The following is a 22,826-nucleotide window of genomic DNA, read 5'->3' on the forward strand; positions in this document are numbered from 1 at the left end:
CTGAGCCGCCGGCGGTGCCGTTGCACGTGCACCGCAGCATGCCGGGAGCAGGAAGCTGCGCGCTATTCGGCTGACTTGCTCTGGTTGTAGCTGGTGGAGCGTTCCTGGCCGCTCAGGTCCGCGATTGCGTCCATGATGCGGTCCGTGACCTGGCGGCGGGCCGGCAGGGAATGGTCCGGTCCGGTTTTCTCGAAGTACAGCGGCTCGCCGACCTTCATGGTGAAGTGCTGCGGTTTGACGGACTTGCTGTCCGCGGGCTGCAGGTGTTCGGTGCCGATCAGGCCCACCGGGATTACGGGCGCGCCGGTGGTCAGGGCCAGCCAGCCGACGCCGGTGCGGCCGCGGTACAGGATGCCGTCGCGGGAACGGGTGCCTTCGGGATAGATGCCCACGCCCTTGCCGGAGTCGAGGATGTCCAGCAGCGTTTTCAGCGCCTGGACGCTCGCCGCCTGCTCGCCGCGTTCCACCGGAATGGAGCCCACAGCCTCGAAGAAGGACTTCATGGCCTTGCCTTTGATGCCGCCAGTGGTGAAGTACTCAGCCTTCGCGAAGAAGGCCACGGGCCGCGGCATGAGCGCCTGGACGATCACGCTGTCCAGGAACGAGAGGTGGTTCGGTGCCACGATGAACGGTCCGTCCTTGGGCACGTTTTCCAGGCCGATGACCGTGGGACGGCACGTGGTGGTTACCAGCCCCCGCGTGGTCCAGCGGATTGCGTCAAACATTGCCATCGGTGTGCACCTCGTTCAGGGCTGTGGTCCCCGGGCGTTCGGAGAGCCGGTTGATCGTCGCGTGAAGCGCCTCGGTGTTGTGCACGATCTCGACGGCACCGGCCGCGTGCAGTTCGCCGTCGGGCGCAAACCCCCAGCCTACGCCGATGCAGTCCAGTCCGTTCGCAGCGGCCCCGGCGACGTCCTGCGCCCGGTCCCCCACCATCACGGCCCGGCCGGCGGCCGCAGGGTCCGCGGCAGCGAGGTCCGAGAGCGCGGCGGCGACGATGCCGGCCTTGCCTTCGGGAACAGAGCCTTCGGGAACAGAGCCTGCGGGAACGGAGCCGTCGGGCACCGAGCCCGCTCCCGGGCTGGCGGCCTCGTCGGCGGCGGAGCCCCGGATGCTGTGGAAGAGTCCGGCGATGCCGTGGTGCGCCAGGACAGTGCGGGCAAGCCCTTCCGGCTTCTGGGTCGCGACGGCGATGGGCCGCCCCGCGGCCACGAAGTCCTCGAGGAGGCCGCGGATTCCCGGGTACAGCCTGCTCTGCGCTATTCCTGTGGATGCGTAGTGCGCGCGGTAGATGCGGATGGCGTCTTCCAGCTGTGCGGCCGGAACGCCGGCGATTTCCGTCAGGGAATGGCTGAGCTTGGGCCCAATCATGGCGTCCATCCGGGACTTGTCCGGAACCGGCAGGCCAAGCTCGATGAGGGCCGCGGCGATACCGTCGGTAATACCCCCGGCGGGATCGACAAGAGTGCCGTCAAGGTCGAAGATCACGGGCACTGTTGTATGCGTCACCGGCTTAGTTTCTCACGAGTGTGCTGTTGCCAGAAATTCGCATGCTCCTACGGGAATACATCGGGAATACATCACGCGATACATCAGCGGATACATCCGGTGAAAACCCTGCGGGGCGGGGACGCGCGCGGCGGAAGCTTACCTGCCCCGCCGCACGGTCCCTGGCGGCCGGTGTTCAGGCGAGGAGCTCGGCGAGGAACGCGGCCGTGTGGCTCTCGCTCGACTTGGCCACCTGCTCGGGGGTGCCGGAGGCGACCACACGGCCGCCACCGGACCCGCCGTCGGGGCCAAGGTCCACGATCCAGTCGGCGCTCTTGATGACGTCGAGGTTGTGTTCGATCGTGATCACCGTGTTGCCCTTCTCCACGAGGCCCTGGAGCACCATGAGGAGCTTGCGGATGTCCTCGAAGTGCAGGCCCGTGGTGGGCTCGTCCAGGACGTAGACGCTGCGGCCGTTGGAACGTTTCTGGAGCTCGGCTGCGAGCTTCACGCGCTGGGCCTCGCCGCCGGAGAGCGTGGTGGCGGGCTGGCCCAGCCGGACGTAGCCAAGGCCGACGTCGACGAGCGTGTTGAGGTGCCGTGCGATCGGCGAGAAGGCCGCGAAGAACTCGGCCCCTTCCTCGATGGGCATGTTCAGCACGTCCGCGATGGTCTTGCCCTTGTAGTGGACCTCCAGGGTTTCGCGGTTGTACCGGGCGCCGTGGCAGACCTCGCAGGGGACGTAGACGTCCGGCAGGAAGTTCATCTCGATCTTCAGGGTGCCGTCGCCGGAGCAGGCCTCGCAGCGGCCGCCCTTGACGTTGAAGGAGAACCGGCCCGGCAGGTAGCCGCGGACCTTGGCCTCGGTGGTTTCGGCGAAGAGCTTTCGGATGTTGTCGAACACGCCGGTGTACGTGGCCGGGTTCGAGCGCGGGGTGCGGCCGATGGGGCTCTGGTCGACGTGCACCACCTTGTCCAGGTGTTCGAGGCCCTGGACGGACTTGTGCCTGCCGGCCACCTGCTTGGCGCCGTTGAGCTTGTTGGCGAGGACCTTGTAGAGGATCTCGTTGACCAGGGTGGACTTGCCCGAGCCGCTGACGCCGGTGACGGCGGTGAAGAGGCCCAGCGGGAAACTGGCGTCGATGTTCAGGAGGTTGTTCTCCTTCGCCCCGACCACCTTGAGCTCGCGCTTCTTGTCGTATTTGCGCCGCTTCTTCGGGATCTCGATTTTCCGCCGGCCGGAGAGGTAATCGCCGGTGAGCGAATCCGTGTTTTCCAGCAGCTCCTGGTAGGACCCGGAATGGACCACCATGCCGCCGTGCTCGCCGGCGCCCGGTCCGATGTCCACCACCCAGTCGGCCTCGTGGATGGTGTCCTCGTCATGCTCCACGACGATCAGGGTGTTGCCGAGGTCCCGGAGCCGGGTGAGTGTCTCGATCAGGCGGCGGTTGTCCCGCTGGTGCAGGCCGATCGAGGGCTCGTCGAGGACGTACAGCACGCCCACGAGGCCGGAGCCGATCTGGGTGGCCAAACGGATGCGCTGGGCTTCGCCGCCGGACAGGGTGCCGGAGGGCCGCTCCAGGTTCAGGTACTCGAGTCCGACGTCGAGGAGGAAGGTCAGGCGGGCCTGGATTTCCTTGAGGACCTGGTGGGCGATCTGGGCCTCGCGGCCGGTGAGGACGAGGTTTTCGAGGAAGCCGGCGCATTCCCGCATGGGCAGCGCGGCGACCTCGGCGATTGACTTGCCGTTGATCAGCACCGAGAGCGACGCAGGGTTCAGCCGGGCACCGTTGCAGGCCGGGCACGGGACCTGGCGCATGTATTCCTCGTAGCGGTCGCGCGCATAGTCGGAATCGGTCTCGCCATGCTTGCGGTGGACGTACTGCACGACGCCCTCAAAGCCGGTGCTGTACTTGCGTTCACGGCCGAAGCGGTTGCGGTATTGCACCACCACCTTGTGGTCCTTGCCGTGCAGGACGGTCTGCCGGACGTCGGTGTCGAGCTTCTCCCACGCCGTCGTCATGGAGAAGCCGAGTTCCTCGGCCAGGCCGGCCAGCAGCCGGTTCCAGTACTCCGTGGTGGCGGTGCCCAGGGACCACGGCGCAATGGCCCCCTCGGAGAGCGAGAGCTCCGGGTTGGGGATGAGGAGTTCCTCGTCGACCTCCAGCTTGGTGCCGATGCCGCTGCACGCGCTGCAGGCGCCGAAAGGGTTGTTGAATGAGAAGGAACGGGGCTCGATCTCGTCGATCGCCAGGGGGTGCTCGTTGGGGCAGGCCAGGTGTTCTGAGAACGCCCTGATCCGCTCGGGATCGTCTGCTTCGAGGTCGACGAATTCGGCCAATATGCGGCCCTCCGCCAGTCCGAGGGCGGTTTCGACCGAGTCGGTCAGGCGCTGGCTGATGCCTTCCTTGACCACGAGGCGGTCCACCACGACTTCGATGGTGTGCTTGAACTGCTTGCCCAGCTTCGGCGGATCACTCAGGTGGACGAGCTCGCCGTCCACCCGGGCCCGCGAGTAGCCCTTGGCGGTGAGTTCCTTGAAGAGGTCCACGAATTCGCCCTTGCGGCCGCGGACGACGGGTGCCAGCACCTGGAAGCGGGTGCCGTCCGGGAGCTCGAGCAGCTGGTCGACGATCTGCTGCGGGGTCTGCTTGGTCACGGGCTCCCCGCAGACGGGGCAGTGCGGCCTGCCCACACGGGCCCAGAGCAGGCGCATGTAGTCGTAAATCTCGGTGATGGTTCCCACGGTCGAGCGCGGGTTCTTGGACGTGGACTTCTGGTCGATGGACACCGCCGGCGAGAGGCCTTCGATGAAGTCGACGTCGGGCTTGTCCACCTGGCCCAGGAACTGCCGGGCGTAGGCGGAGAGGGATTCGACGTAGCGGCGCTGGCCCTCGGCGAAGATGGTGTCGAACGCGAGGGAGGACTTTCCGGAGCCGGACAGGCCGGTGAAAACGATCATGGCATCACGCGGCAGGTCCAGGTCCACGTTGCGCAGGTTGTGCTCGCGGGCGCCCTTGACGACAAGGCGCGTCATGTCCGGACGCTTCAGGACGGGGCGGGACGGGGCCGCATCCCGGACTGCCAGCGGCTCGACGGCGGAATGGACTTCAACGGCTGGATCTTCAGCTACAGCTTTAGGCACGAATCTAATGCTAATCGAAAACTTCTTCGAAAAACTATTCCGCGCGGCACGGGCGGCGCCGGATGTGCTATTGGCGGTCGTAGGCGGCGGCCAGCAGCTGCACGGCCTCGGCGAAACTGGCGCCCTGGGCTTTGGCGGCCGCGGCGAACTCGGCGGCGGCGGCGGACAGCGAACTCCAGGCGGCATCGCGGGCACACACCACGGTCCCGTTGCGGCCCTTCGTCACTACGACGCCGGCGGCCTCGAGTTCCTTGTAGGCCCGCGCCACGGTGTGCGGGGCGACGCCCAGTTCGCCGGCGAGGCTCCGCACGGCCGGAAGCCTGGTGCCCGGCGCGAGTGTGCCGTTGTCGGCGCGTTCGATCACGTAGAGCCGCAGCTGTTCGAAGAGCGGGACGGAGCTGGCCGGATTGGTCCGCCAGGATCCGGGAAAACGCTCCCCCGCGGCGTCCGCGGGGCTCACTGTTCGGCCTCCTGGACGGCCGGGACCTGTTCGCGGCCGGCGAACTGGGCGTCGTACAAATCCTTGTAGAGCCCCTGCCGGGCCACCAGCTGCTGGTGGGTGCCGTGTTCAACGATTCGTCCGTGGTCCATGACGAGAATTAGATCAGCGTCCCGGACCGTGGACAAACGGTGCGCGATCACGAAGCTTGTGTGACCGTGCCGCAGCCGCTCCATGGCATGCCGGATCTGCACCTCAGTGCGGCTGTCGACGGAGCTCGTCGCCTCATCCAGCACCATGATGCTGCGCCCGGCGAGCTGCGCCCGTGCGATCGAGACGAGCTGGCGCTGGCCCCGGCTCAGGGAGTCGCCGTCGTTGCCGAGCATCGTGGCGTAGCCGGCCGGTAGGGACCGGACAAACTGGTCCACGTGGCTGGCGCGGGCCGCCGCGACGATATCGGCTTCGGTGGCGCCGGGCCGGCCGTATTCGATGTTCTCCCGGATGCTGCCGGTAAACAGCCAGGCATCCTGCAGGACGATTCCGAAGGCGCGCCGCAGCTCGTCCCGCGGGATGGTGGCGATGTCCGTCGAGTCCACCAGGATCCGGCCGGAGTCGAGTTCGTAGAAGCGCATCAGAAGGTTGACCAGAGTGGTCTTGCCGGCACCGGTGTGTCCCACGATCGCCACGGTCTGTCCCGGGTCCACCGTGAAGGAGAGGTCCTTCACCACGGGGGTGCCGGGGCTGTAGCTGAAGCTGACGCGCTCGAACGTGACCCGGCCCGCCACTGCGCCGGGATCCAGCAGGTCGCCGGGCGTGCCCGGGGCAGGGGCTTTGCGTCCGTTGGAGGATTTGCGCGGGACATGGAGCTTTCGCGCGGCCGTGGCGCCTTGCAGCTTGCCGGCGCCGTTGGCCGAAACGGCCGGCACGGCCGGCACGGCGCTGTCCGCAGGGATCTCCGGGGCGTCCAGCAGCTCAAACACCCGCTCCGCCGAGGCCAGGCAGGACTGCACGAGGGTCAGCATGCCGCCGATCTGGCTCACCGGCTGGCTAAAGAGACGGGAGAACTGGACGAAGGCCTGGATGCCGCCGATTGTCAAGAGCCCCGCGGTGACCTGCAGCGCCCCCACAACAGCAATCGCGATGTAGTTGAGGTTGGCGACAAACACCAGCAGCGGCTGCACGATGCCGGACAAATACTGGGCGCGGGTGCTCGATCGCGTGAGCTTCTCGTTGCGCTCCCGGAAGCTCGCCGCCGACTCTTCCTGCCGGCCGAAGGCCTTGACCACTTCATGCCCGGTGAAGAATTCCTCGAGTTGAGCGTGCAGTGCCCCCGTGCTGCTCCACTGCTCCTTGAAGTGCGCCTGGGAGTGCCGGGCCACGAGCACGGTGATCATCGTGGACACAGGCACCGAGAGGATCGCGATCAGAGCCAGCAGCGGCGAGAGCCACAGCATCATGGCGAGAGCGGCCGAGAGCATCAGGATGGCCATGATGAGCTGGTTGAGGAGCTGGTTGAGCGCCTGAGAGATATTGTCGACGTCGTTCGTTGCCCGGCTGAGCACGTCGCCGCGGCGCTGTTCCTCGAAATGGCTGGACGGCAGCACATGCAGTTTTTGTTCCACGGAGCCGCGGAGGCCGTAGCTGAGGCGCTGCACCGCGGTGGCGGTCAGGCTGCCCTGGATCCAGCTGAACAACGATGCCCCGACGTACATGGCCGAAACGGCCAGCAGCCGCTCGGCCAGCTGTTGCTCGTCGAGGGAGCCGCCCAGGAAGCCGTCGACGACGACGTCGGTGGCGTCGCCCAGCACCTTGGGCGCCGCCACGTTGAGTGTCACGAACGCGCAGGTCGCGGCGATGACGCCGGCCATCCGCCACTTCAGCGGCAGCAGCAGGCCAAGCAGCCGGGCGGCGGTGTGCCATTTGATGCGCTCCGGCACGCCGGGTCCCGCAACGGTCCCGGCGCGGTGTGCCCGCGCGCGGCTCATGGGGCTTCCTCCAGCACCAGCTGGGACGCGGCAATTTCCTGGTAGCTGGGCGAGGACTCCATGAGTTCGCTGTGCGTGCCCTGTGCGACGACCCGTCCGCCCTCCAGTACCAGGATCAGCCCGGCGTCCACGATTGTTGACACCCGCTCGGCCACGATCAGCACGGTCGCCGAGCGCAGCAGCGGCTCGATCGCCGCCCGGAGCCTGATGTCGGTGCCGTAGTCCAGAGCCGAGAAACTGTCGTCGAAGAGGTAGGCAGGGGCCCGCTTGAGCAGGGCCCGCGCGATGCACAGGCGCTGCCGTTCGCCGCCGGAGAAGTTGGTGCCGCCCTGGCTTACGGGCGTGTCGAGCCCGAGCGGCAGGGCGCGGACAAAGTCGGCGGCCTGGGCAGCTTCGAGCGCCTGCCATATTTCGGGCTCGTTCGCGGCGGGCGCCCCGAACCGGAGGTTCCCCGCGACCGTGTCCGCGAACAGGTAGGACTGCTGCGGGACTATTGTGATCAGGCCGCGCAGGACGTCCAGGGGCATCGACCGCACGTTCTCCCCGCCGATGCTGATCTCTCCGGCCGTCGTGTCGAGGAAACGGGGCAGCAGGTTCAGGAGTGTCGTCTTGCCGCTGCCGGTCGCGCCGATTATCGCCGTCGTGGTGCCGGCCCTGGCGGTGAAGGAGACGCCGTCCAGCACGGGTGCTTCGGCGCCGGGGTAGGCGAAGGACACGTTCCGGAACTCGACAGCGCCGGAGCGGCCCGGGGCGCCGGCGGTGCCCGCCACACCGGCCCCACCGGCTGGAATGGTGGCAGGGGCGGCCCCGGCGGGAACGGCCGGATCCGCGATGGCCGGTTCCGTGTCCAGCACCTCGCGGATCCGTTCCGCGCAGGCCGCCGCCCGGGGGGCGGTCATGAAGACGTACATTGCCATCATGATGGCAATCAGGATCTGCAGGATGTAGGCGATGAACGCCGTCAGCGCCCCCAGCCGCATTTCGCCGGCGTCGATGCGATGGCCGCCGAACCACACCACGAACACGGACGAGATGTTGACCACGAACATGATCATCGGCATCATCGCCGCCACCAAGAGGGCGGATTGCAGATTGTTCCGGGTGAGGTCCTTGTTGGCTTCATCGAACCGGCGGACCTCGTGGTCCTGCCGGACAAAGCCGCGAATGACATTCGCACCGATGATCTGCTCCCGCAGCACCCGGCCGATCCGGTCCAGGAGGCCCTGGCCCTGGCGGTACAGGGGAATCAGGCGGCGGACGATCACCGTCATGATCACCGTCAGGACCGGGATCACCACGACCACAATCCAGGACAGCACCACGTCCTGGTGCACGGCCAGCACGATGCCGCCGATGAAGATCGCCGGCGCGGCAATCAGCATGATGAATATTAGGACGGCGAGGTTTTGGATCTGCGCGACGTCGTTGGTGGCCCGGGTCACGAGGCTGGGCGCACCGAAAAGGCCCACCTCCTGGGAGGAGAAGGACTGCACCTTCGCGAAGAGCTCCCCGCGCAGCTGGCCGCCAATCTCCATGGCGACCACGGCGCCCAGATATCCGGCCGCGACGGCCGTGATCACCTGGACGGCAGCGATTCCGGCCATCCAGGCCCCGAGGTGGAGGATCTCCCCGGTGTCCCCGCCGATGATGCCGTCGTCAATGATCGCGGCATTCAGGGTGGGCAGGAGCAGGTTGGCGGTGGCTTGCACGAGCTGCAGCACGACGATGGCCAGCACGGTCCCCTTATGCGCGGACAACAGCCGCGACATCAGGCCTATAAGCACTGAACCTCCATTACTAGCCCAGGGCCCGGAATGGTGATCAGCTTAACGGCCGCCCCACACCGCCACGTCATTATAAGCCCCCTTCAGGAGTGCTTCGTGTCATGCGGCAGACACGCCGCCTACCCGGTTTTCTGCGCCACCGCGAACGTGCGGCGGAACGGGAAGACCGTCCCGTGCCGGCCTGCCGGATATGCGTCGTCCAGCCGTGCCGAATACTCGGCCTCGAACTCCCTGGCCTCGTCGTCGGGGAGGGCCGCGAGGACCGGCCTGAGTCCGGTACCGCGGACCCACTCCAAAACGGGGTCGGCGCCCGGGAGCAGCTGAAGGTACGTGGTCTCCCAGGCGTCGGCGGCACAACCGGCGTCGAGCATGATCTCCAGATATTCCGATGCCTCCCCCACCACGTCGTCGTGGCGGAGCACCCCGGCGAGCCGCCCCGCCCAGGCCGGGGAATCGGCCAGCTCCCGCATCAGGGTGTGCGACGGGGCGTTGAAGTTCCCCGGCACTTGCAGCGCGAACCAGGCGCCCGGCTTGAGGGCATCGAGCCATAGTGGCAGGAGCTTTCGGTGGCCGGGCACCCACTGCAGGGCCGCGTTGGTGACCACCACGTCCGTGTCCCCGGACGGCAGCCAGTGCTCAATGTCGGCAAGCTCGTAGGAAAGATTGGCCGCCGCGGCTGCGTGGTCCTTGGAAGTGGCCAGCATTTCCGGCGACGAATCCAGACCCACCACCTTCGCGCCCGGCCAGCGGTCCGCGAGCGTCGCGGTCAGGTTGCCGGGACCGCAGCCGAGGTCCACCACGTGCCGCGGGGCTTCGGCGTGAATCCGACCGGTCAGATCAAAAAATGGTCTGTCCCGGTAGTCCCCGAACTGCACATATTTCTCCGGATCCCACTTCATGGCTGCCTCCAGTTCCCGGCACATTGTCCTAACCGAAGCCTAGTCCCGGCCCGAGGGCCAGCCAAGGAAGCCGCCTGCGCTGCGGGCGGCTCACGGCGCGCGCCCTGCACTGCGTGCGGTGCCGCGGCTACCACACGGGCACTAAGCTGGACAGCAATGAAACTCGTTGATCAGCTCCCCGCCCCGGCCGCCCGTATCCCCGGCAGGACGGGCCTGGACCCGGACGAGCTCTACACCCGGTTTGTCGAGTGGACCGAGACCCGCGGCCTTGCCCTGTACACCGCCCAGGACGAGGCGATCATGGAGCTGGCCGCCGGCTCAAACGTCATCCTGGCCACCCCGACCGGGTCCGGGAAATCCCTCGTGGCCATCGCCGCGCACTTCCAGGCCATGGCCCGCGGGCAGCGGAGCTACTACACCGCCCCGATCAAGGCCCTCGTCTCGGAAAAGTTCTTCGCCCTCTGTGAGATCTTCGGCGCCGACAACGTTGGCATGATCACCGGCGACTCCGGCGTGAACCAGGACGCCCCGATCATCTGCTGCACGGCCGAGATCCTGGCCAACATCGCCCTGCGTGAAGGTTCTGCGGCGCAGCTCGGTGCCGTGATCATGGACGAGTTCCACTTCTACGCGGACCCGCAGCGCGGCTGGGCGTGGCAGGTGCCGCTGCTTGAACTGCCCCAGGCGCAGTTCCTGCTGATGTCGGCGACGCTCGGCGATGTCAGCCGGTTCGAGGACGGCCTCAGCGACCTGACCGGCCGCACGACGACGACCGTCAGTTCCGCGGAACGCCCCATCCCGCTGCACTACTACTACGAACAGACCCCGGTGCACGAGACCCTTGAGGAGCTGCTCGCCACCAAGCAGGTCCCGGTCTACGTGGTCCACTTCAGCCAGGTCGAGGCGATCGACCGGGCCCAGAACCTGATGAGCATCAACGTCTGCACCCGCGAGGAAAAAGACAAGATTGCCGAGCTCATTGCCGGGTTCCGCTTCGCAGCAGGCTTCGGCAAGACCCTCAACCGCCTGGTCCGGCACGGGATCGGCGTTCACCACGCCGGCATGCTGCCGAAGTACCGCCGGCTGGTCGAACAGCTTGCCCAGGCCGGCCTGCTGAAGGTCATCTGCGGCACGGATACGCTCGGGGTGGGCATCAACGTGCCCATCCGCACTGTGCTGCTCACAGCCCTGAGCAAATACGACGGCGTCCGCACCCGGCTGCTGAACTCCCGTGAGTTCCACCAGATCGCCGGCCGCGCCGGCCGCGCCGGCTATGACACCGCCGGAACCGTGGTGGTCCAGGCCCCGGAGCACGTGACGGAAAACGTGAAGGCGATGGCCAAAGCCACGGCCAAGTTCGGCGACGACCAGAAGAAGCTGCGCCAGGTGGTCAAGAAGAAGCCCCCGGAAGGCTTCGTGTCCTGGGGCGAACCGACGTACAAGCGGCTGGTCGAGTCCGTTCCCGATCCGCTGACCTCGAGTTTCACCGTGACGCATGCGATGCTGATGAACCTGATGGAACGCCCCGGCGACCCGTTCCAGGCCGCCCGCCGCCTGCTCACCGAAAACCACGAGACCCGTCCGGCCCAGCTGCGGCTCATGAAGAAGGCCCTGGGAATCTACCGCGAGCTGCTCGCGGCCGGCGTCGTGGAGCGGATCCCGGCCGCGGAGCAGGGTGCCGACGGCCGCACGGTCCGGCTCACGGTCCATCTGCAGGCAAACTTTGCCCTCAACCAGCCGCTGTCCCCGTTCGCGCTGGCGGCGCTGGAGCTGCTGGACCCGGAGTCGCCGTCGTACGCCCTGGACGTGGTGTCGGTGATCGAGGCCACCCTGGAGAAGCCGCGGCAGATCCTCTCGGCACAGCAGAAGAAGGCGCGCGGCGAGGCGATCGCGGCGATGAAGGCCGACGGCATCGAGTACGACCAGCGGATGGCGATGCTCGAGGAGGTCACCTACCCGCAGCCGCTCGCCGAGATCCTCGGCGAGGCCTTCGACGTCTACCGCAAGGCCGCGCCGTGGATCGGCGACTTCGAGCTCGCGCCCAAGTCCGTGGTCCGGGACATGTACGAGCGCGCCATGAACTTCGGCGAGTTCGTCCAGTTCTACGGCCTCGCCCGCTCGGAGGGGATCGTGCTGCGCTACCTCGCCGACGGTTTCAAGGCGCTCCGCCAGACGGTCCCGCAGGATGCCCTCCGCGAGGACCTGGAGGACCTCATCGCCTGGCTGGGCGAACTGGTCCGGCAGGTGGACTCCAGCCTGCTGGACGAATGGGAAGAGCTCACTTCCGGCGCGGCGCCCACACCGCATGACGCTCCCCCGCCCCCGCCGCCGTCGCTGACCTCCAACATCCGGGCCTTCCGGGTGATGGTGCGCAACGAGATGTTCCGCCGCGTGGAGCTGTTCGCCGATGAGGCCGCCACCGCCCTGGGCGAGCTCGACGCCGGCTCCGGCTGGGACGCCGAGCGCTGGGAAGATGCCCTCGATGACTACTTTGATGAGCACAACGACATCGGCACCGGACCGGATGCCCGCGGTCCCGGGCTGCTGATCATCACCGAGGAACCCGGGGTGTGGAAGGTGCGGCAGATCTTCGATGACCCCGCCCGCAACCACGACTGGGGCATCTCCGCCGACGTCGACCTGGCGGCCTCGGACGAGTCCGGGACCGCCGTCGTCCGCGTCACGGACGTCAACCGGCTCTAAGCGGGACGGCACGGGGCGGGACGGCACGGGGGCGGCCGTCGCCGGCGCCGGTACCCCAGCCTGGGCCATCGCGCCGCGGGTAAACTCGGACAATGAGTGTAATCCGGCCTGCCACGGCGCATGACGTTCCTGCCATCCTGCAGATGATCCACGAGCTCGCCCTCTACGAGAAGGAACCGGACGCCGTCCGGAACACCCCCGGGATGCTTACCGAGGTCCTCTTTGGCGAGCATCCCAAGGTCTTCGCCACCATGGCGGAGAACTCCGCGGGCGAGGTCCGCGGCTTCGCCCTCTGGTTCCTGAACTACTCCACGTGGGAGGGCGTCCACGGGATCTACCTCGAGGACCTCTACGTCCGGCCGGAGGCCCGCGGCGAGGGCCACGGCAAGGCACTGCTGCAGCACCTGGCGGGGACCGCCGTCGACCGGGGCTACGCGCGCGTCGAATGGAGTGTCCTGGACTGGAACGAGCCCTCCATCAACTTCTACAAGAAGCTCGGCGCCCTGCCGATGGAGGAATGGTCCACCTTCCGCCTCACCGGAGCGGCGCTGACGGCCTTCGGCAGCCGCCCGGCAGTTGCCGGCGCCGGCTCCAGCTCGGGTTCCCGCGAGGCGGCAACCCGTGGCTGATCTCCCAATGACGGGGCTCATGGGAGCCTCCCTGCTGGAGACTGCCTCCAGCGACGGGCGCAAAGTTCCGCACAGCGTCCGGGCGCGCCACACCTACCGGGGAATGCGGACCGCGGAACACTACTTCCAGGTCCCCCTGGACCACTTCAGCGAGGCGGGGCGCCGCGGCGAAACCATCTCCGTGTTCGCCCGCGAATACGTGTCCACCGAACACAGCGAGGCTGAGGCCGCCGGGCTTCCCTGGCTGCTTTTCCTGCAGGGCGGTCCCGGCGGGCGTGGAAACCGGTTCCCGTCGCTGGGTGGGTGGAGCAAGGCCGCCGCGAAGGACTTCCGGATCCTCATGCTGGACCAGCGCGGCACCGGCCTGTCCTCGCCCGTCGACCGCAATACGCTGCCGCTGCGCGGCACCGACGCGGAGCAGGCTGACTACCTGACGCACTTCCGCGCCGACTCGATCGTCGCCGACGCCGAGGCGATCAGGGCAGCCCTGGACTCCGCCCCCTGGACTATCTACGGCCAGAGCTACGGCGGATTCTGCGCGCTCAGCTACCTTTCCTTCGCCCCCGAGGGGCTGCGCGAGGTCCTCGTGACGGGCGGGCTGGCCCCGCTGGGCGGCTCCGCCGACCGTGTGTACCGGGCCACGTTCCAGCGGGTCGCGGCCCGGAACGCCGAATACTTTGACTGGTATCCCGAGGACCGGGCCATCGTCACCCGGATCGCCCGGCACCTGCGGGAAACGGAGGAGGTCCTGCCCGACGGCGGCCGGCTCACGGTCGAACGGTTCCAGATGGTGGGCTCGTTCCTGGGCGGCAACACCCGGGTGGACGCACTGCACCACCTGCTCGAGGACGCCTTCGTGGCCACACCGGGCGGCGACCGTCTCTCCGACGCCTTCCTGGAGCAGGTCAGGGGCCTCGTGTCCCGGGCCGCGAACCCGTTGTACGCGTTGATGCACGAATCCATTTACGGCCAGGACGGTGCCACGAACTGGGCCGCCTGGCGCGTGCTGGAGGAATTCCCCGAGTTCCGCCCCGACGCCGGCGAACCGCTTCTGACCGGGGAAATGGTGTACCCCTGGTATTTCGAGCAGGACCCGGCCCTGCACCCGCTGCAGGACGTGGCCCGGCTCCTGGCCGAAAAGGACGACTGGGCACCCCTCTACGACCCGGAGCGACTGGCGCTGAACACCGTGCCCGTCGCCGCGGCCGTCTACACCGACGACATCTACGTGGACCGGGAGCTGTCCCTGGAGACGGCGGCCGCGGTCCGGGGCCTGCAGGTCTGGGAAACCGGAGACTTCCACCACGACGGCATCGCGGACGACGGCGAGGCGATCTTCGGGCGCCTGCTGGGGATGGCCCGTTCCGCCCGACGGTGACCCGGCCGCAGCCAGGCACGGGGCCGATGGCGCCCGGCTTAGCAGGTACGGCTTAGACAGGTACGGCGCCGGACCCGTGAGGGTCCGGCGCCGTACTGCTATGCGCCGCGGGGTGTGTCCTGCACTCTCACCCCGGCAGTTTGGTACTAGTCGACGTCGCTCAGACTCTTGCGGGAGTCCTCTTCCAGCCGGGCATCCAGCTTCGACTTGGACGCCTTGGAGCTCATCAGGCTGGCGACCACCGCGACGACGATGGTGCCGATGATCACACCGAGCGAGACGTAGGTGGGGATCTCGGGCGCCCATTCGATGTGCTGGCCGCCGTTGATAAAGGGCAGCTCGTTGACGTGCATGGCGTGCAGGACGAGCTTCACACCGATGAACGCGAGGATCACGGACAGGGCGTGCTTGAGGTAGATGAGCCGGTTCATGAGGCCCCCGAGCAGGAAGTACAGCTGGCGCAGCCCCATGAGGGCAAAGATGTTGGCGGTGAAGACGATGAAGGCGCTCTGGGTGAGGCCGAAGATGGCCGGAATGGAGTCGACCGCGAAGAGCAGGTCCGTCATGCCGATGGTCACGAAGACGATCAGCATCGGGGTGAACACCTTCTTGCCGTCGACGACGGTGCGGAGCTTGCCGCCGTCGAACTTCTCGGACATCGGCAGGACCCGGCGGATCCGGGCGATCAGCGGGTTTTCCTTGTCTTCCTCGTCCTCGCCCTCGTCCTGGGCCTGCTTCCAGGCGGTCCAGAGCAGGAAGGCGCCGAAGATGTAGAAGACCCAGCTGAACTGCTCGATCACGATCGCGCCGAGCATGATGAAGATGCCGCGGAGGATCAGGGCAATGATGATGCCCACCATGAGCACTTCCTGCTGATACTTTCTCGGTACCGAGAAGCGCGCCATGATGATGATGAAGACGAACAGGTTGTCGATGCTCAGGCTGTATTCGGTCACCCAGCCGGCGATGAACTGGCCGCCGAATTCCGGGCCGGTGAAGGCGAACATGGCGCCGGCGAAGACCAGGGCCAGGGCCACGTAAAACGCGACCCACAGTCCGGCTTCTTTCATGGAGGGCTCATGCGGGCGTTTGAGGACCATCAGCAGGTCGATGGCCAGAATGACGCCGAGGACGACAAACGAGCCGATCTCGAACCACAGGGGAAGCTCGGGCACGGGGGAAATACCTTTCGTAGGGTACAGCTCAGCGGTGTAAGTCTCTCCGACCGCCGCCGCATAACGCTGCCTGGCTGCCCGCTACGCCCGGCGCGGCATCGTAGCCGTGCGTGTTGACGATCGTAGCGTTTGGGATACTCCCCTACGTTTGACCGAGTTTACCCTAGGCGTGCCCCGCGGATTGCATTTGCCGCAGTTCCTTCTTCAATTCCCCCACCTCGTCGCGCAACCGGGCGGCCAGTTCGAACTGCAGCTCCCCCGCTGCGGCGTGCATCTGTTCGGTCAGCTGTTCGATCAGCCCGACGAGGTCCTCGGCTGGCGCGGCGGCGAGCCCGTCCGCACGGATGAGCGCGGTGCCCTCGCCCTTCCCGCGGTTCTTCCCGGCCGCGGCCAGCAGCTCGCGGGTATCCGCGTCTTCCTTGGCCAGCTGGTCAGTGATGTCCGCGATCTTCTTCCGGAGCGGCTGGGGATCGATCCCGTTCTCCGTGTTGTACGCCACCTGGATGGCGCGGCGGCGGTTGGTCTCGTCGATGGCATGGGCCATCGAGTCGGTGATCCGGTCCGCGTACATGTGCACCTGGCCGGAGACGTTCCGGGCGGCACGCCCGATGGTCTGGATCAGGGACGTCGAGGAGCGCAGGAAGCCTTCCTTGTCCGCGTCCAGGATGCTGACCAGCGACACCTCCGGGAGGTCCAGGCCTTCACGGAGCAGGTTGATGCCGACGAGGACGTCGAAGACACCCATCCGCAGTTCGCGCAGGAGTTCTACGCGGCGGAGGGTGTCGACGTCGGAGTGCAGGTATTCCACCTTCACGCCATGGCCCAGCAGGTAGTCCGTCAGGTCCTCGGCCATCCGCTTGGTCAGGGTGGTGACCAGGACCCGTTCGTTCTTCGCGGTGCGGGTCCGGATTTCGCCCAGCAGGTCATCGATCTGCCCCTTCGTGGGCTTGACGACAACCTCGGGGTCGATCAGGCCGGTGGGGCGGATGATCTGCTGGACGAAGCCGTCGGACTTGCCGAGCTCGTACTTGCCCGGCGTCGCGGAGAGGTAGACCGTCTGGCCCACGCGGTCCTGGAACTCGTCCCATTTGAGCGGGCGGTTGTCCATCGCCGAGGGCAGCCGGAAGCCGTGGTCCACGAGGTTCCGTTTGCGGGACATGTCGCCCTCATACATGGCGCCGATCTGCGGCACGGTGACGTGGGACTCATCGATCACCAGGAGGAAGTCATCCGGGAAGTAGTCGATCAGGCAGTGCGGCGCGGTCCCGCGGGCCCGGCCGTCGATGTGCGAGGAATAGTTCTCGATGCCGTTGCAGAACCCCATCTGCTGCATCATTTCCAGGTCATAGGTGGTGCGCATCCGGAGCCGTTGGGCCTCGACCAGCTTGTTCTGGCTTTCCAGCACGGCGAGGCGCTCGGCCAGTTCGTCTTCGATCCGCTTGATCGCCCGGCCCATCCGTTCCGGACCGGCGACGTAGTGCGAGGCGGGGAAGACGTACATTTCGTTCTCGTCCCGGAGCACCTCGCCGGTCAGCGGGTGCAGGGTCTGGATATTTTCGATCTCGTCACCGAAAAACTCGATCCGGATCGCCAGTTCCTCGTACATCGGGATGATTTCCACGGTGTCCCCGCGGACCCGGAACGTGCCGCGGTGGAAGTCCATGTCGTTGCGGGTGTACTGCATGGAGACGAACTTCCGGAGCAGGTCGTCACGGTTCATCTCAGCCCCCTTGCGGAGGGTCACCATCCCGGCGATGTATTCTTCCGGGGTGCCGAGGCCGTAGATGCAGGAGACGGTGGCAACCACGATCACGTCGCGGCGGGTCAGCAGCGCGTTGGTCGCGGAGTGGCGGAGCCGTTCGACTTCCTCGTTGACGGAGGAGTCCTTCTCGATGAAGGTGTCCGTCTGGGCGACGTAGGCCTCCGGCTGGTAGTAGTCGTAGTAGGACACGAAGTATTCCACCGCGTTGTTCGGCAGCAGTTCACGGAATTCGTTGGCCAGTTGCGCGGCGAGGGTCTTGTTCTGCACCATCACCAGGGTGGGGCGCTGGACCTGCTCGATCAGCCAGGCTGTGGTCGCGCTCTTACCGGTACCGGTGGCGCCGAGCAGCACGACGTCTTTTTCACCGTTCTTGATGCGCTCGGTCAGTTCGGCGATGGCAGCCGGCTGGTCACCCGCCGGCTGGAACTCGCTGATGACCTCGAAGGGCGCCACGACACGGTTGATTTCCTGGGCAAGACTCATGTACCTAATCTACCGCCGGGCTGTGACAGGATGCCCTGATTCAGCTTTGGGCAGTACCGGGGTCGGCGGCAGGCGCCGTTGCGGTGGCGCCGCCCGCGGTGCTTTCACCGGCGTCGTCTGCTCCGGCGTCGTCCGCGTACGACGGCGGTTGCCATCCCGTGCGCTGCACCCACGCTTCCATCCGGGGCCAGGCATACTCGGTGAACCAGCCCTCCTTGTCGGCCGCGTAGCCGGCGGTGGACTTGTCGACGCCGTGCAGCCCGGCGACCCGTTGCTTTTCGGCGACATAGTCCGCCCGGGCTTCGGGATCGGCGCGCAGCCAGTCACGGAAGCACAGCGCGTACCGCCAGCCCGGCGAGCCGGCCGCGCGGAGGTGGAGATTCACCGGCCGGCCGGGGTCGGCGTTGCCGTGCAGCCTCTTGCCCCAGTCAGCAGGGTCCGGGTGCGAGGGCTTCGGGTTGTCGGCGATGATGCCGGGCCAGCGCGGGAATCCTGCGTCGGCCAACAGCGGCGCGATCCGGTCCGCGGCGTCGAGGTCCCGGACGCTGAGTTGGAGGTCGATCACATCTTTGGCGTCGAGGCCTGGGACGGCCGTGGACCCGAGGTGGTCGAGGGCCAGGACATCCTGCGGGACCGCTGCCCGCAGCCGGGCGATCAGCCGGGCGGCCTGCGCTGCCCAGGCCGGATCGGCCGGGGCGAGGACCGGCCCCGCCGTCCGCGGGGCGATCCTTTGCTCCTTGAGGTTCAGTGCGAACGGCCTCAGCCGCTCCTCCCACACCGCGTCGACCGTGTGCCGGAGGTCCTCCGGGGTGCCCGAGTTGTCCAGCACGACGTCCGCGGCGGCCAGCCGGTCCTCGCGGCCCGCCTGGGCTGCCATCCGGGCGCGCGCCTCGTCGGCGGTCATGTTGCGGTGTTCGGCCATGCGGCGGACCCGGACGTCGTCGGGGGCATCCACCACGACCACCAGATGGAAGTTCTTCCCTTGCCCGGTTTCGACCAGGAGCGGGATGTCCTGGACCACGACGGCGCCGGCCGGGGCGGCGGCGACCATCGCCGCGGCGCGCTCCCGCACCAAGGGGTGGACGATGCCGTTCAGCACGGCCAGGCGCTCCGGATCACCGAAGACCAGGGCACCGAGCCGGGCCCGGTCCAGCCGGCCTTCCGGGGTCAGGACGGCAACACCGAAGGTCTCCACCACACTGGCCAGCCCGGGCGTACCAGGTTCCACGACCTCCCGGGCCAACGCGTCGGCGTCGACAAGCACTGCTCCAAGGTCGCGCAGGCGCGCGGCAACCATGGACTTCCCTGAGGCGATTCCGCCGGTCAACCCGATCTTCAACACCTCACCAGACTAAACTGAACCGGTGGCAGATGCGGCGGAATCCCCCGAGAGCAGGACGGCCGTCTACACCACCCTTGCCGCAGGGCCCGGGTTTCGGCACGAAATCGAGGTCAAGCGGTCCCGTTTCATCACCGTGCTGGCCCGCACGGCGGACGAGGCCGCCGCCCGGGCCGTCCTGGGCAGCTTGCGCCGGGAATTCCATGACGCCCGGCATCACTGCTTCGCCTTCGTGCTCGGCCCCGACCGGGACATCCAGCGGTCCAACGACGACGGCGAGCCGTCCGGCACCGCGGGCATCCCCATGCTCGAGGCGCTGCTGAAGCGGGAGACCGCACCCGGCGTCGCCGATCTCAGCGACGTCGCCGTCGTCGTCGTGCGCTATTTCGGCGGCATTCTCCTGGGTGCCGGCGGCCTGGTGCGGGCCTATTCCGAATCGGTGTCCGGAGCGCTGGACCTCGCTCCCCTCGTCCGGCGCCGCCGGCTGCGCATTTGCTCTGTGCCCGTACAGCACGCCGTGGCCGGGCGGCTCGAGAACGATCTGCGCGCCGCGGGGTATGTCATGGCCGAAACCCGTTACGAGGCGCAGACTACTGTCCTGAGGCTGGCGCTGCCGGATGATCCGGAAGAACTGGCCCGGGCCGCGGACCGCGTGGCCGCCATGTCGGCCGGCAGCGCGTCGCTGCTGCCCGGAGAAACGGAGTGGATCGATGTGCCCATCAGCTGAGCCCGTGCCCGCGGTCGCGCTGCTTGACGTCAGCGAGGACGTGCTCGAACACCTCCTGGAACTTGCGCTCCGGGACGCCGACGCCGACGAGGTCACCCCGCCGCTGGGCACGACCGCCGGCTGGAACACCGACCGGATCAGCTGGTTCCGCGAATTCCACCGCGCCGCCGCAGCCGGCCTGGACGGTCCCGCGGGGCAGAAGACGTGGGCCATCAGCTGCGACGGGCAGATGGCAGGGTCCGTGCGCCTCAGGCGGATGGACCCTGAGCCGGCGGCAGCGGATGAGGGCTGGGCCGGTGGTGGCGCCGGGGCTGTTGGTGCCGCCGGGGCTGGGCCAGGTGGCGGCGGGGCTGGGCCAGGGGGTGGCGCTGGGGCTGTTGCGGGGGGTGGCGGCTACGCCGGGCCGAGTGATGGCGCCGAAGCTGGTGCAGGTGGCGGCCGGGCGCTGGAAACCGGCATCTGGCTCGCCCGGAGCTTCCGCGGCCGGGGTGTGGGCCGCGAGGCGCTGCGCCTCGTAAAGGCTCGCGCCGCGTCGGCCGGGGCAGCCGTCCTGGTGGCCGAGACGACGGCCGGCAACGTGGGAGCCCTCGCGTTACTGAAGTACGCGGGCGCCGAACTGGTGACCGGTGCCGCCTCGCAGACGCATACGGTGCCGGTCATAGCGAAGATCCCGCTGCGCTGACGGCATGGCATCCGGGGCCGGTTCCGGGCTCCCTCCCACCACTGGACATGCCCTCCGTCGTCAGCGCCTGGCTGCCGTCACGGAGCCTACATTCCATGGCGCGGCCCAGTGCCTGTCCTGACAAGCAGGAAGCGCGTGCAACGGCAGCCCGGTGCCCAGGGCCAGGAATGGGCATGTCCGGCGGCCAACGCACGATGCGGGCACCCGGCGCTGGACATGTCCCGCGCCCAGGGCCAGGACTGGGCCGAATCCGCAAATGTCCACGGCCCGGCTCGAAAAACGGGCATGTCCCCGGAGGGAGGGCTTCAATAATGGGCATGTCCGGTGGTCCGGGCAACCGCGGCTCATGTCCGGCGCCAGGGCATGGCGGGGCCTCCCCGCACTGGACATGTCCCGCGAACGGGGCCAGGACTGGGCACAATCCACAAATGTCCACGGCCCGGCTCTAAGAATGGGCATGTCCCCCGGAGGGAGGGCTTCAAGAATGGACATGTCCCCGGAGGGAAGGCTTCAAAAATGGGCATGTCCCCCCGGGGCACAAAGAAAGGTGGCCGCCCCCAAGGGGACGGCCACCTTCAAGCTACAAACTGCCTGGCCTCAGGGAGCGGACTCCTTGAGGATCACGGGCAATTAGTTGCCGGTCAGCTTCTCGCGCAGAGCGGCAAGAGCCTCGTCCGAAGCAAGCGTGCCTGCACCGGTCTCGGTTGCAGCCGGCTCGGAGGAGTAGCTGGTGGTGCCGGAATCGCTCTCGCCGGACGTTGCAGCTGCAGCGTCGTCGGCAGCGTGCTGGGCAACCTGCTTCTTGTGTGCTTCCCAGCGGGTCTGGGCGTCAGCGTACTGCTGCTCCCAGGCTGCGCGCTGGTTCTCGTAGCCTTCAAGCCACTCGTTGGACTCCGGGTCGAAGCCCTCCGGGTACTTGTAGTTGCCCTCTTCGTCGTACTCTGCGGCCATGCCGTAGAGAGCCGGATCGAATTCGGTGCTGTCGGCGTCGACGCCCTCGTTGGCCTGCTTGAGGGAGAGCGAGATGCGGCGGCGCTCGAGGTCGATGTCGATGACCTTGACGAACAGCTCGTCACCAACGGAGACAACCTGCTCGGCCAGCTCAACGTGGCGCACGGCGAGCTCGGAGATGTGGACCAGGCCTTCGATGCCGTCTTCAACGCGAACGAACGCGCCGAACGGAACGAGCTTGGTGACCTTACCCGGAACAACCTGGCCGAGGGCGTGGGTGCGGGCGAAGGTCTGCCACGGATCTTCCTGCGTAGCCTTGAGCGACAGGGAGACGCGCTCGCGGTCCAGGTCGACCTCGAGAACCTCGACGGTGACTTCCTGGCCAACTTCGACAACCTCGGACGGGTGGTCGATGTGCTTCCAGGACAGCTCGGAAACGTGAACCAGGCCGTCTACGCCGCCCAGGTCCACGAAGGCACCGAAGTTGACGATGGAGGAAACGACGCCGGGACGGACCTGGCCCTTTTCCAGCTTGTTGAGGAACGTGGAGCGGACCTCGGACTGGGTCTGCTCGAGCCATGCACGGCGGGACAGCACAACGTTGTTGCGGTTCTTGTCCAGCTCGATGATCTTGGCTTCGATCTGCTGACCGATGTACGGAGCGAGGTCGCGCACACGGCGCATCTCGACGAGGGATGCGGGCAGGAAGCCGCGCAGACCGATGTCGAGGATAAGACCACCCTTGACAACCTCGATGACGGTACCGGTGACAACACCGTCTTCTTCCTTGACCTTCTCGATGTCGCCCCAGGCACGCTCGTACTGAGCACGCTTCTTGGAGAGGATCAGGCGGCCTTCTTTGTCTTCCTTGGTGAGCACCAGGGCTTCGACCTGATCGCCAACGGAGACGACGTCTCCGGGGTCAACGTCGTGCTTGATGGAAAGCTCGCGGGAGGGAATGACACCTTCGGTCTTGTAACCGATGTCGAGCAGGACTTCGTCGCGGTCGACCTTGACGACGGTACCTTCGACGAGGTCTCCGTCGTTGAAGTACTTGATGGTGGCGTCGACAGCTGCGAGGAAGTCCTCAGCGGTACCGATGTCGTTAATGGCGACTACGGGGGTACCGGGCTTCTCGGTGGAGGTGATGGTCATGTAGTAGGGGCTCCGTTGTGGATAGTGAGTCGGTCAGGCAAACCGCTTCGCCGGCATTATGGAATGCAGGCCAAGAGCACGGCGTCACAGCAAGCGTTCCGC

16 protein-coding genes are annotated in these 22,826 nt (G+C 67.3%); 5 read left to right on the forward strand and 11 right to left on the reverse strand.

What is annotated here, in order from left to right:
* Positions 1-62: 62 nt before the first annotated feature.
* The 7 genes from ARTB_RS03650 to ARTB_RS03680 form a co-directional block, all read right to left on the reverse strand.
* On the reverse strand, positions 63-731 hold the full coding sequence (locus ARTB_RS03650) for a lysophospholipid acyltransferase family protein (protein WP_026266350.1): 669 nt from the start codon (positions 729-731) through the stop codon (positions 63-65).
* Positions 718-1,509: an HAD hydrolase-like protein gene (locus ARTB_RS03655; protein WP_243177732.1), complete on the reverse strand. Its 792-nt coding sequence runs from the start codon at positions 1,507-1,509 to the stop codon at positions 718-720. Before ARTB_RS03655 ends, ARTB_RS03650 begins: the two co-directional genes overlap by 14 nt.
* A gap of 175 nt (positions 1,510-1,684) precedes the next feature.
* Positions 1,685-4,633: an excinuclease ABC subunit UvrA gene (gene uvrA, locus ARTB_RS03660; RefSeq protein WP_243177733.1), complete on the reverse strand. Its 2,949-nt coding sequence runs from the start codon at positions 4,631-4,633 to the stop codon at positions 1,685-1,687.
* Between the two features lie 67 nt (positions 4,634-4,700).
* Positions 4,701-5,093: a GntR family transcriptional regulator gene (locus ARTB_RS03665; protein ID WP_028276835.1), complete on the reverse strand. Its 393-nt coding sequence runs from the start codon at positions 5,091-5,093 to the stop codon at positions 4,701-4,703.
* The gene (locus tag ARTB_RS03670) at positions 5,090-7,057 is read right to left on the reverse strand and encodes an ABC transporter ATP-binding protein (RefSeq protein ID WP_243177735.1); all 1,968 of its coding nucleotides are present in this window, start codon (positions 7,055-7,057) and stop codon (positions 5,090-5,092) included. Before ARTB_RS03670 ends, ARTB_RS03665 begins: the two co-directional genes overlap by 4 nt.
* Positions 7,054-8,826: an ABC transporter ATP-binding protein gene (locus tag ARTB_RS03675; protein ID WP_243177994.1), complete on the reverse strand. Its 1,773-nt coding sequence runs from the start codon at positions 8,824-8,826 to the stop codon at positions 7,054-7,056. Before ARTB_RS03675 ends, ARTB_RS03670 begins: the two co-directional genes overlap by 4 nt.
* A gap of 134 nt (positions 8,827-8,960) precedes the next feature.
* Positions 8,961-9,740, reverse strand: coding sequence for a trans-aconitate 2-methyltransferase (locus ARTB_RS03680; RefSeq protein ID WP_243177737.1), 780 nt, complete (start codon positions 9,738-9,740; stop codon positions 8,961-8,963).
* A 156-nt stretch (positions 9,741-9,896) separates the two neighbouring features.
* On the opposite strand from ARTB_RS03680, the gene ARTB_RS03685 reads away from it, so the two are divergent.
* The 3 genes from ARTB_RS03685 to ARTB_RS03695 all read left to right on the forward strand — a co-directional run bounded on the left by ARTB_RS03685 (position 9,897) and on the right by ARTB_RS03695 (position 14,450).
* Positions 9,897-12,443, forward strand: coding sequence for a DEAD/DEAH box helicase (locus ARTB_RS03685; protein WP_243177739.1), 2,547 nt, complete (start codon positions 9,897-9,899; stop codon positions 12,441-12,443).
* A 92-nt stretch (positions 12,444-12,535) separates the two neighbouring features.
* Entirely contained in the window at positions 12,536-13,072 is a 537-nt protein-coding gene (locus ARTB_RS03690; RefSeq protein ID WP_243177740.1) for a GNAT family N-acetyltransferase, read from the forward strand.
* 19 nt (positions 13,073-13,091) lie between these two features.
* On the forward strand, positions 13,092-14,450 hold the full coding sequence (locus tag ARTB_RS03695; protein WP_243177995.1) for an alpha/beta fold hydrolase: 1,359 nt from the start codon (positions 13,092-13,094) through the stop codon (positions 14,448-14,450).
* Between the two features lie 146 nt (positions 14,451-14,596).
* Here ARTB_RS03695 and ARTB_RS03700 read toward each other — a convergent pair whose 3' ends face one another.
* The 3 genes from ARTB_RS03700 to coaE form a co-directional block, all read right to left on the reverse strand.
* Entirely contained in the window at positions 14,597-15,625 is a 1,029-nt protein-coding gene (locus tag ARTB_RS03700) for a TerC family protein (protein ID WP_028276830.1), read from the reverse strand.
* 163 nt (positions 15,626-15,788) lie between these two features.
* On the reverse strand, positions 15,789-17,870 hold the full coding sequence (gene uvrB, locus ARTB_RS03705) for an excinuclease ABC subunit UvrB (protein WP_243177743.1): 2,082 nt from the start codon (positions 17,868-17,870) through the stop codon (positions 15,789-15,791).
* Between the two features lie 40 nt (positions 17,871-17,910).
* Positions 17,911-19,212, reverse strand: coding sequence for a dephospho-CoA kinase (coaE, locus tag ARTB_RS03710; protein ID WP_243177745.1), 1,302 nt, complete (start codon positions 19,210-19,212; stop codon positions 17,911-17,913).
* A 22-nt stretch (positions 19,213-19,234) separates the two neighbouring features.
* Between coaE and ARTB_RS03715 the strand changes: the two genes are divergently transcribed.
* The gene (locus ARTB_RS03715; protein WP_243177746.1) at positions 19,235-19,936 is read left to right on the forward strand and encodes an IMPACT family protein; all 702 of its coding nucleotides are present in this window, start codon (positions 19,235-19,237) and stop codon (positions 19,934-19,936) included.
* Between the two features lie 4 nt (positions 19,937-19,940).
* A complete protein-coding gene (locus ARTB_RS03720; protein WP_243177749.1) occupies positions 19,941-20,618 on the forward strand; it encodes a GNAT family N-acetyltransferase in 678 nt (225 codons plus the stop codon).
* Between the two features lie 630 nt (positions 20,619-21,248).
* Here ARTB_RS03720 and rpsA read toward each other — a convergent pair.
* Positions 21,249-22,724 carry a 30S ribosomal protein S1 gene (gene rpsA, locus ARTB_RS03725; protein ID WP_026537355.1) on the reverse strand — a complete coding sequence of 492 codons (1,476 nt, stop codon included), beginning with the start codon at positions 22,722-22,724 and terminating at the stop codon, positions 21,249-21,251.
* Positions 22,725-22,826: the final 102 nt, after the last annotated feature.

It is taken from the genome of Arthrobacter humicola, assembly GCF_022803015.1.
Classification (GTDB): domain Bacteria; phylum Actinomycetota; class Actinomycetes; order Actinomycetales; family Micrococcaceae; genus Arthrobacter; species Arthrobacter humicola_A.

Bases quoted from the DNA above. Each gene is read 5' to 3' on its own strand.
- rpsA (WP_026537355.1), bottom strand. From the start codon at position 22,724: ATGACCATCACCTCCACCGAGAAGCCCGGTACCCCCGTAGTCGCCATT.
- ARTB_RS03690 (WP_243177740.1), top strand. From the start codon at position 12,536: ATGAGTGTAATCCGGCCTGCCACGGCGCATGACGTTCCTGCCATCCTG.
- uvrB (WP_243177743.1), bottom strand. From the start codon at position 17,870: ATGAGTCTTGCCCAGGAAATCAACCGTGTCGTGGCGCCCTTCGAGGTC.
- ARTB_RS03675 (WP_243177994.1), bottom strand. From the start codon at position 8,826: ATGTCGCGGCTGTTGTCCGCGCATAAGGGGACCGTGCTGGCCATCGTC.
- ARTB_RS03680 (WP_243177737.1), bottom strand. From the start codon at position 9,740: ATGAAGTGGGATCCGGAGAAATATGTGCAGTTCGGGGACTACCGGGAC.
- ARTB_RS03650 (WP_026266350.1), bottom strand. From the start codon at position 731: ATGGCAATGTTTGACGCAATCCGCTGGACCACGCGGGGGCTGGTAACC.
- ARTB_RS03695 (WP_243177995.1), top strand. From the start codon at position 13,092: ATGGGAGCCTCCCTGCTGGAGACTGCCTCCAGCGACGGGCGCAAAGTT.
- ARTB_RS03685 (WP_243177739.1), top strand. From the start codon at position 9,897: ATGAAACTCGTTGATCAGCTCCCCGCCCCGGCCGCCCGTATCCCCGGC.
- ARTB_RS03670 (WP_243177735.1), bottom strand. From the start codon at position 7,057: ATGAGCCGCGCGCGGGCACACCGCGCCGGGACCGTTGCGGGACCCGGC.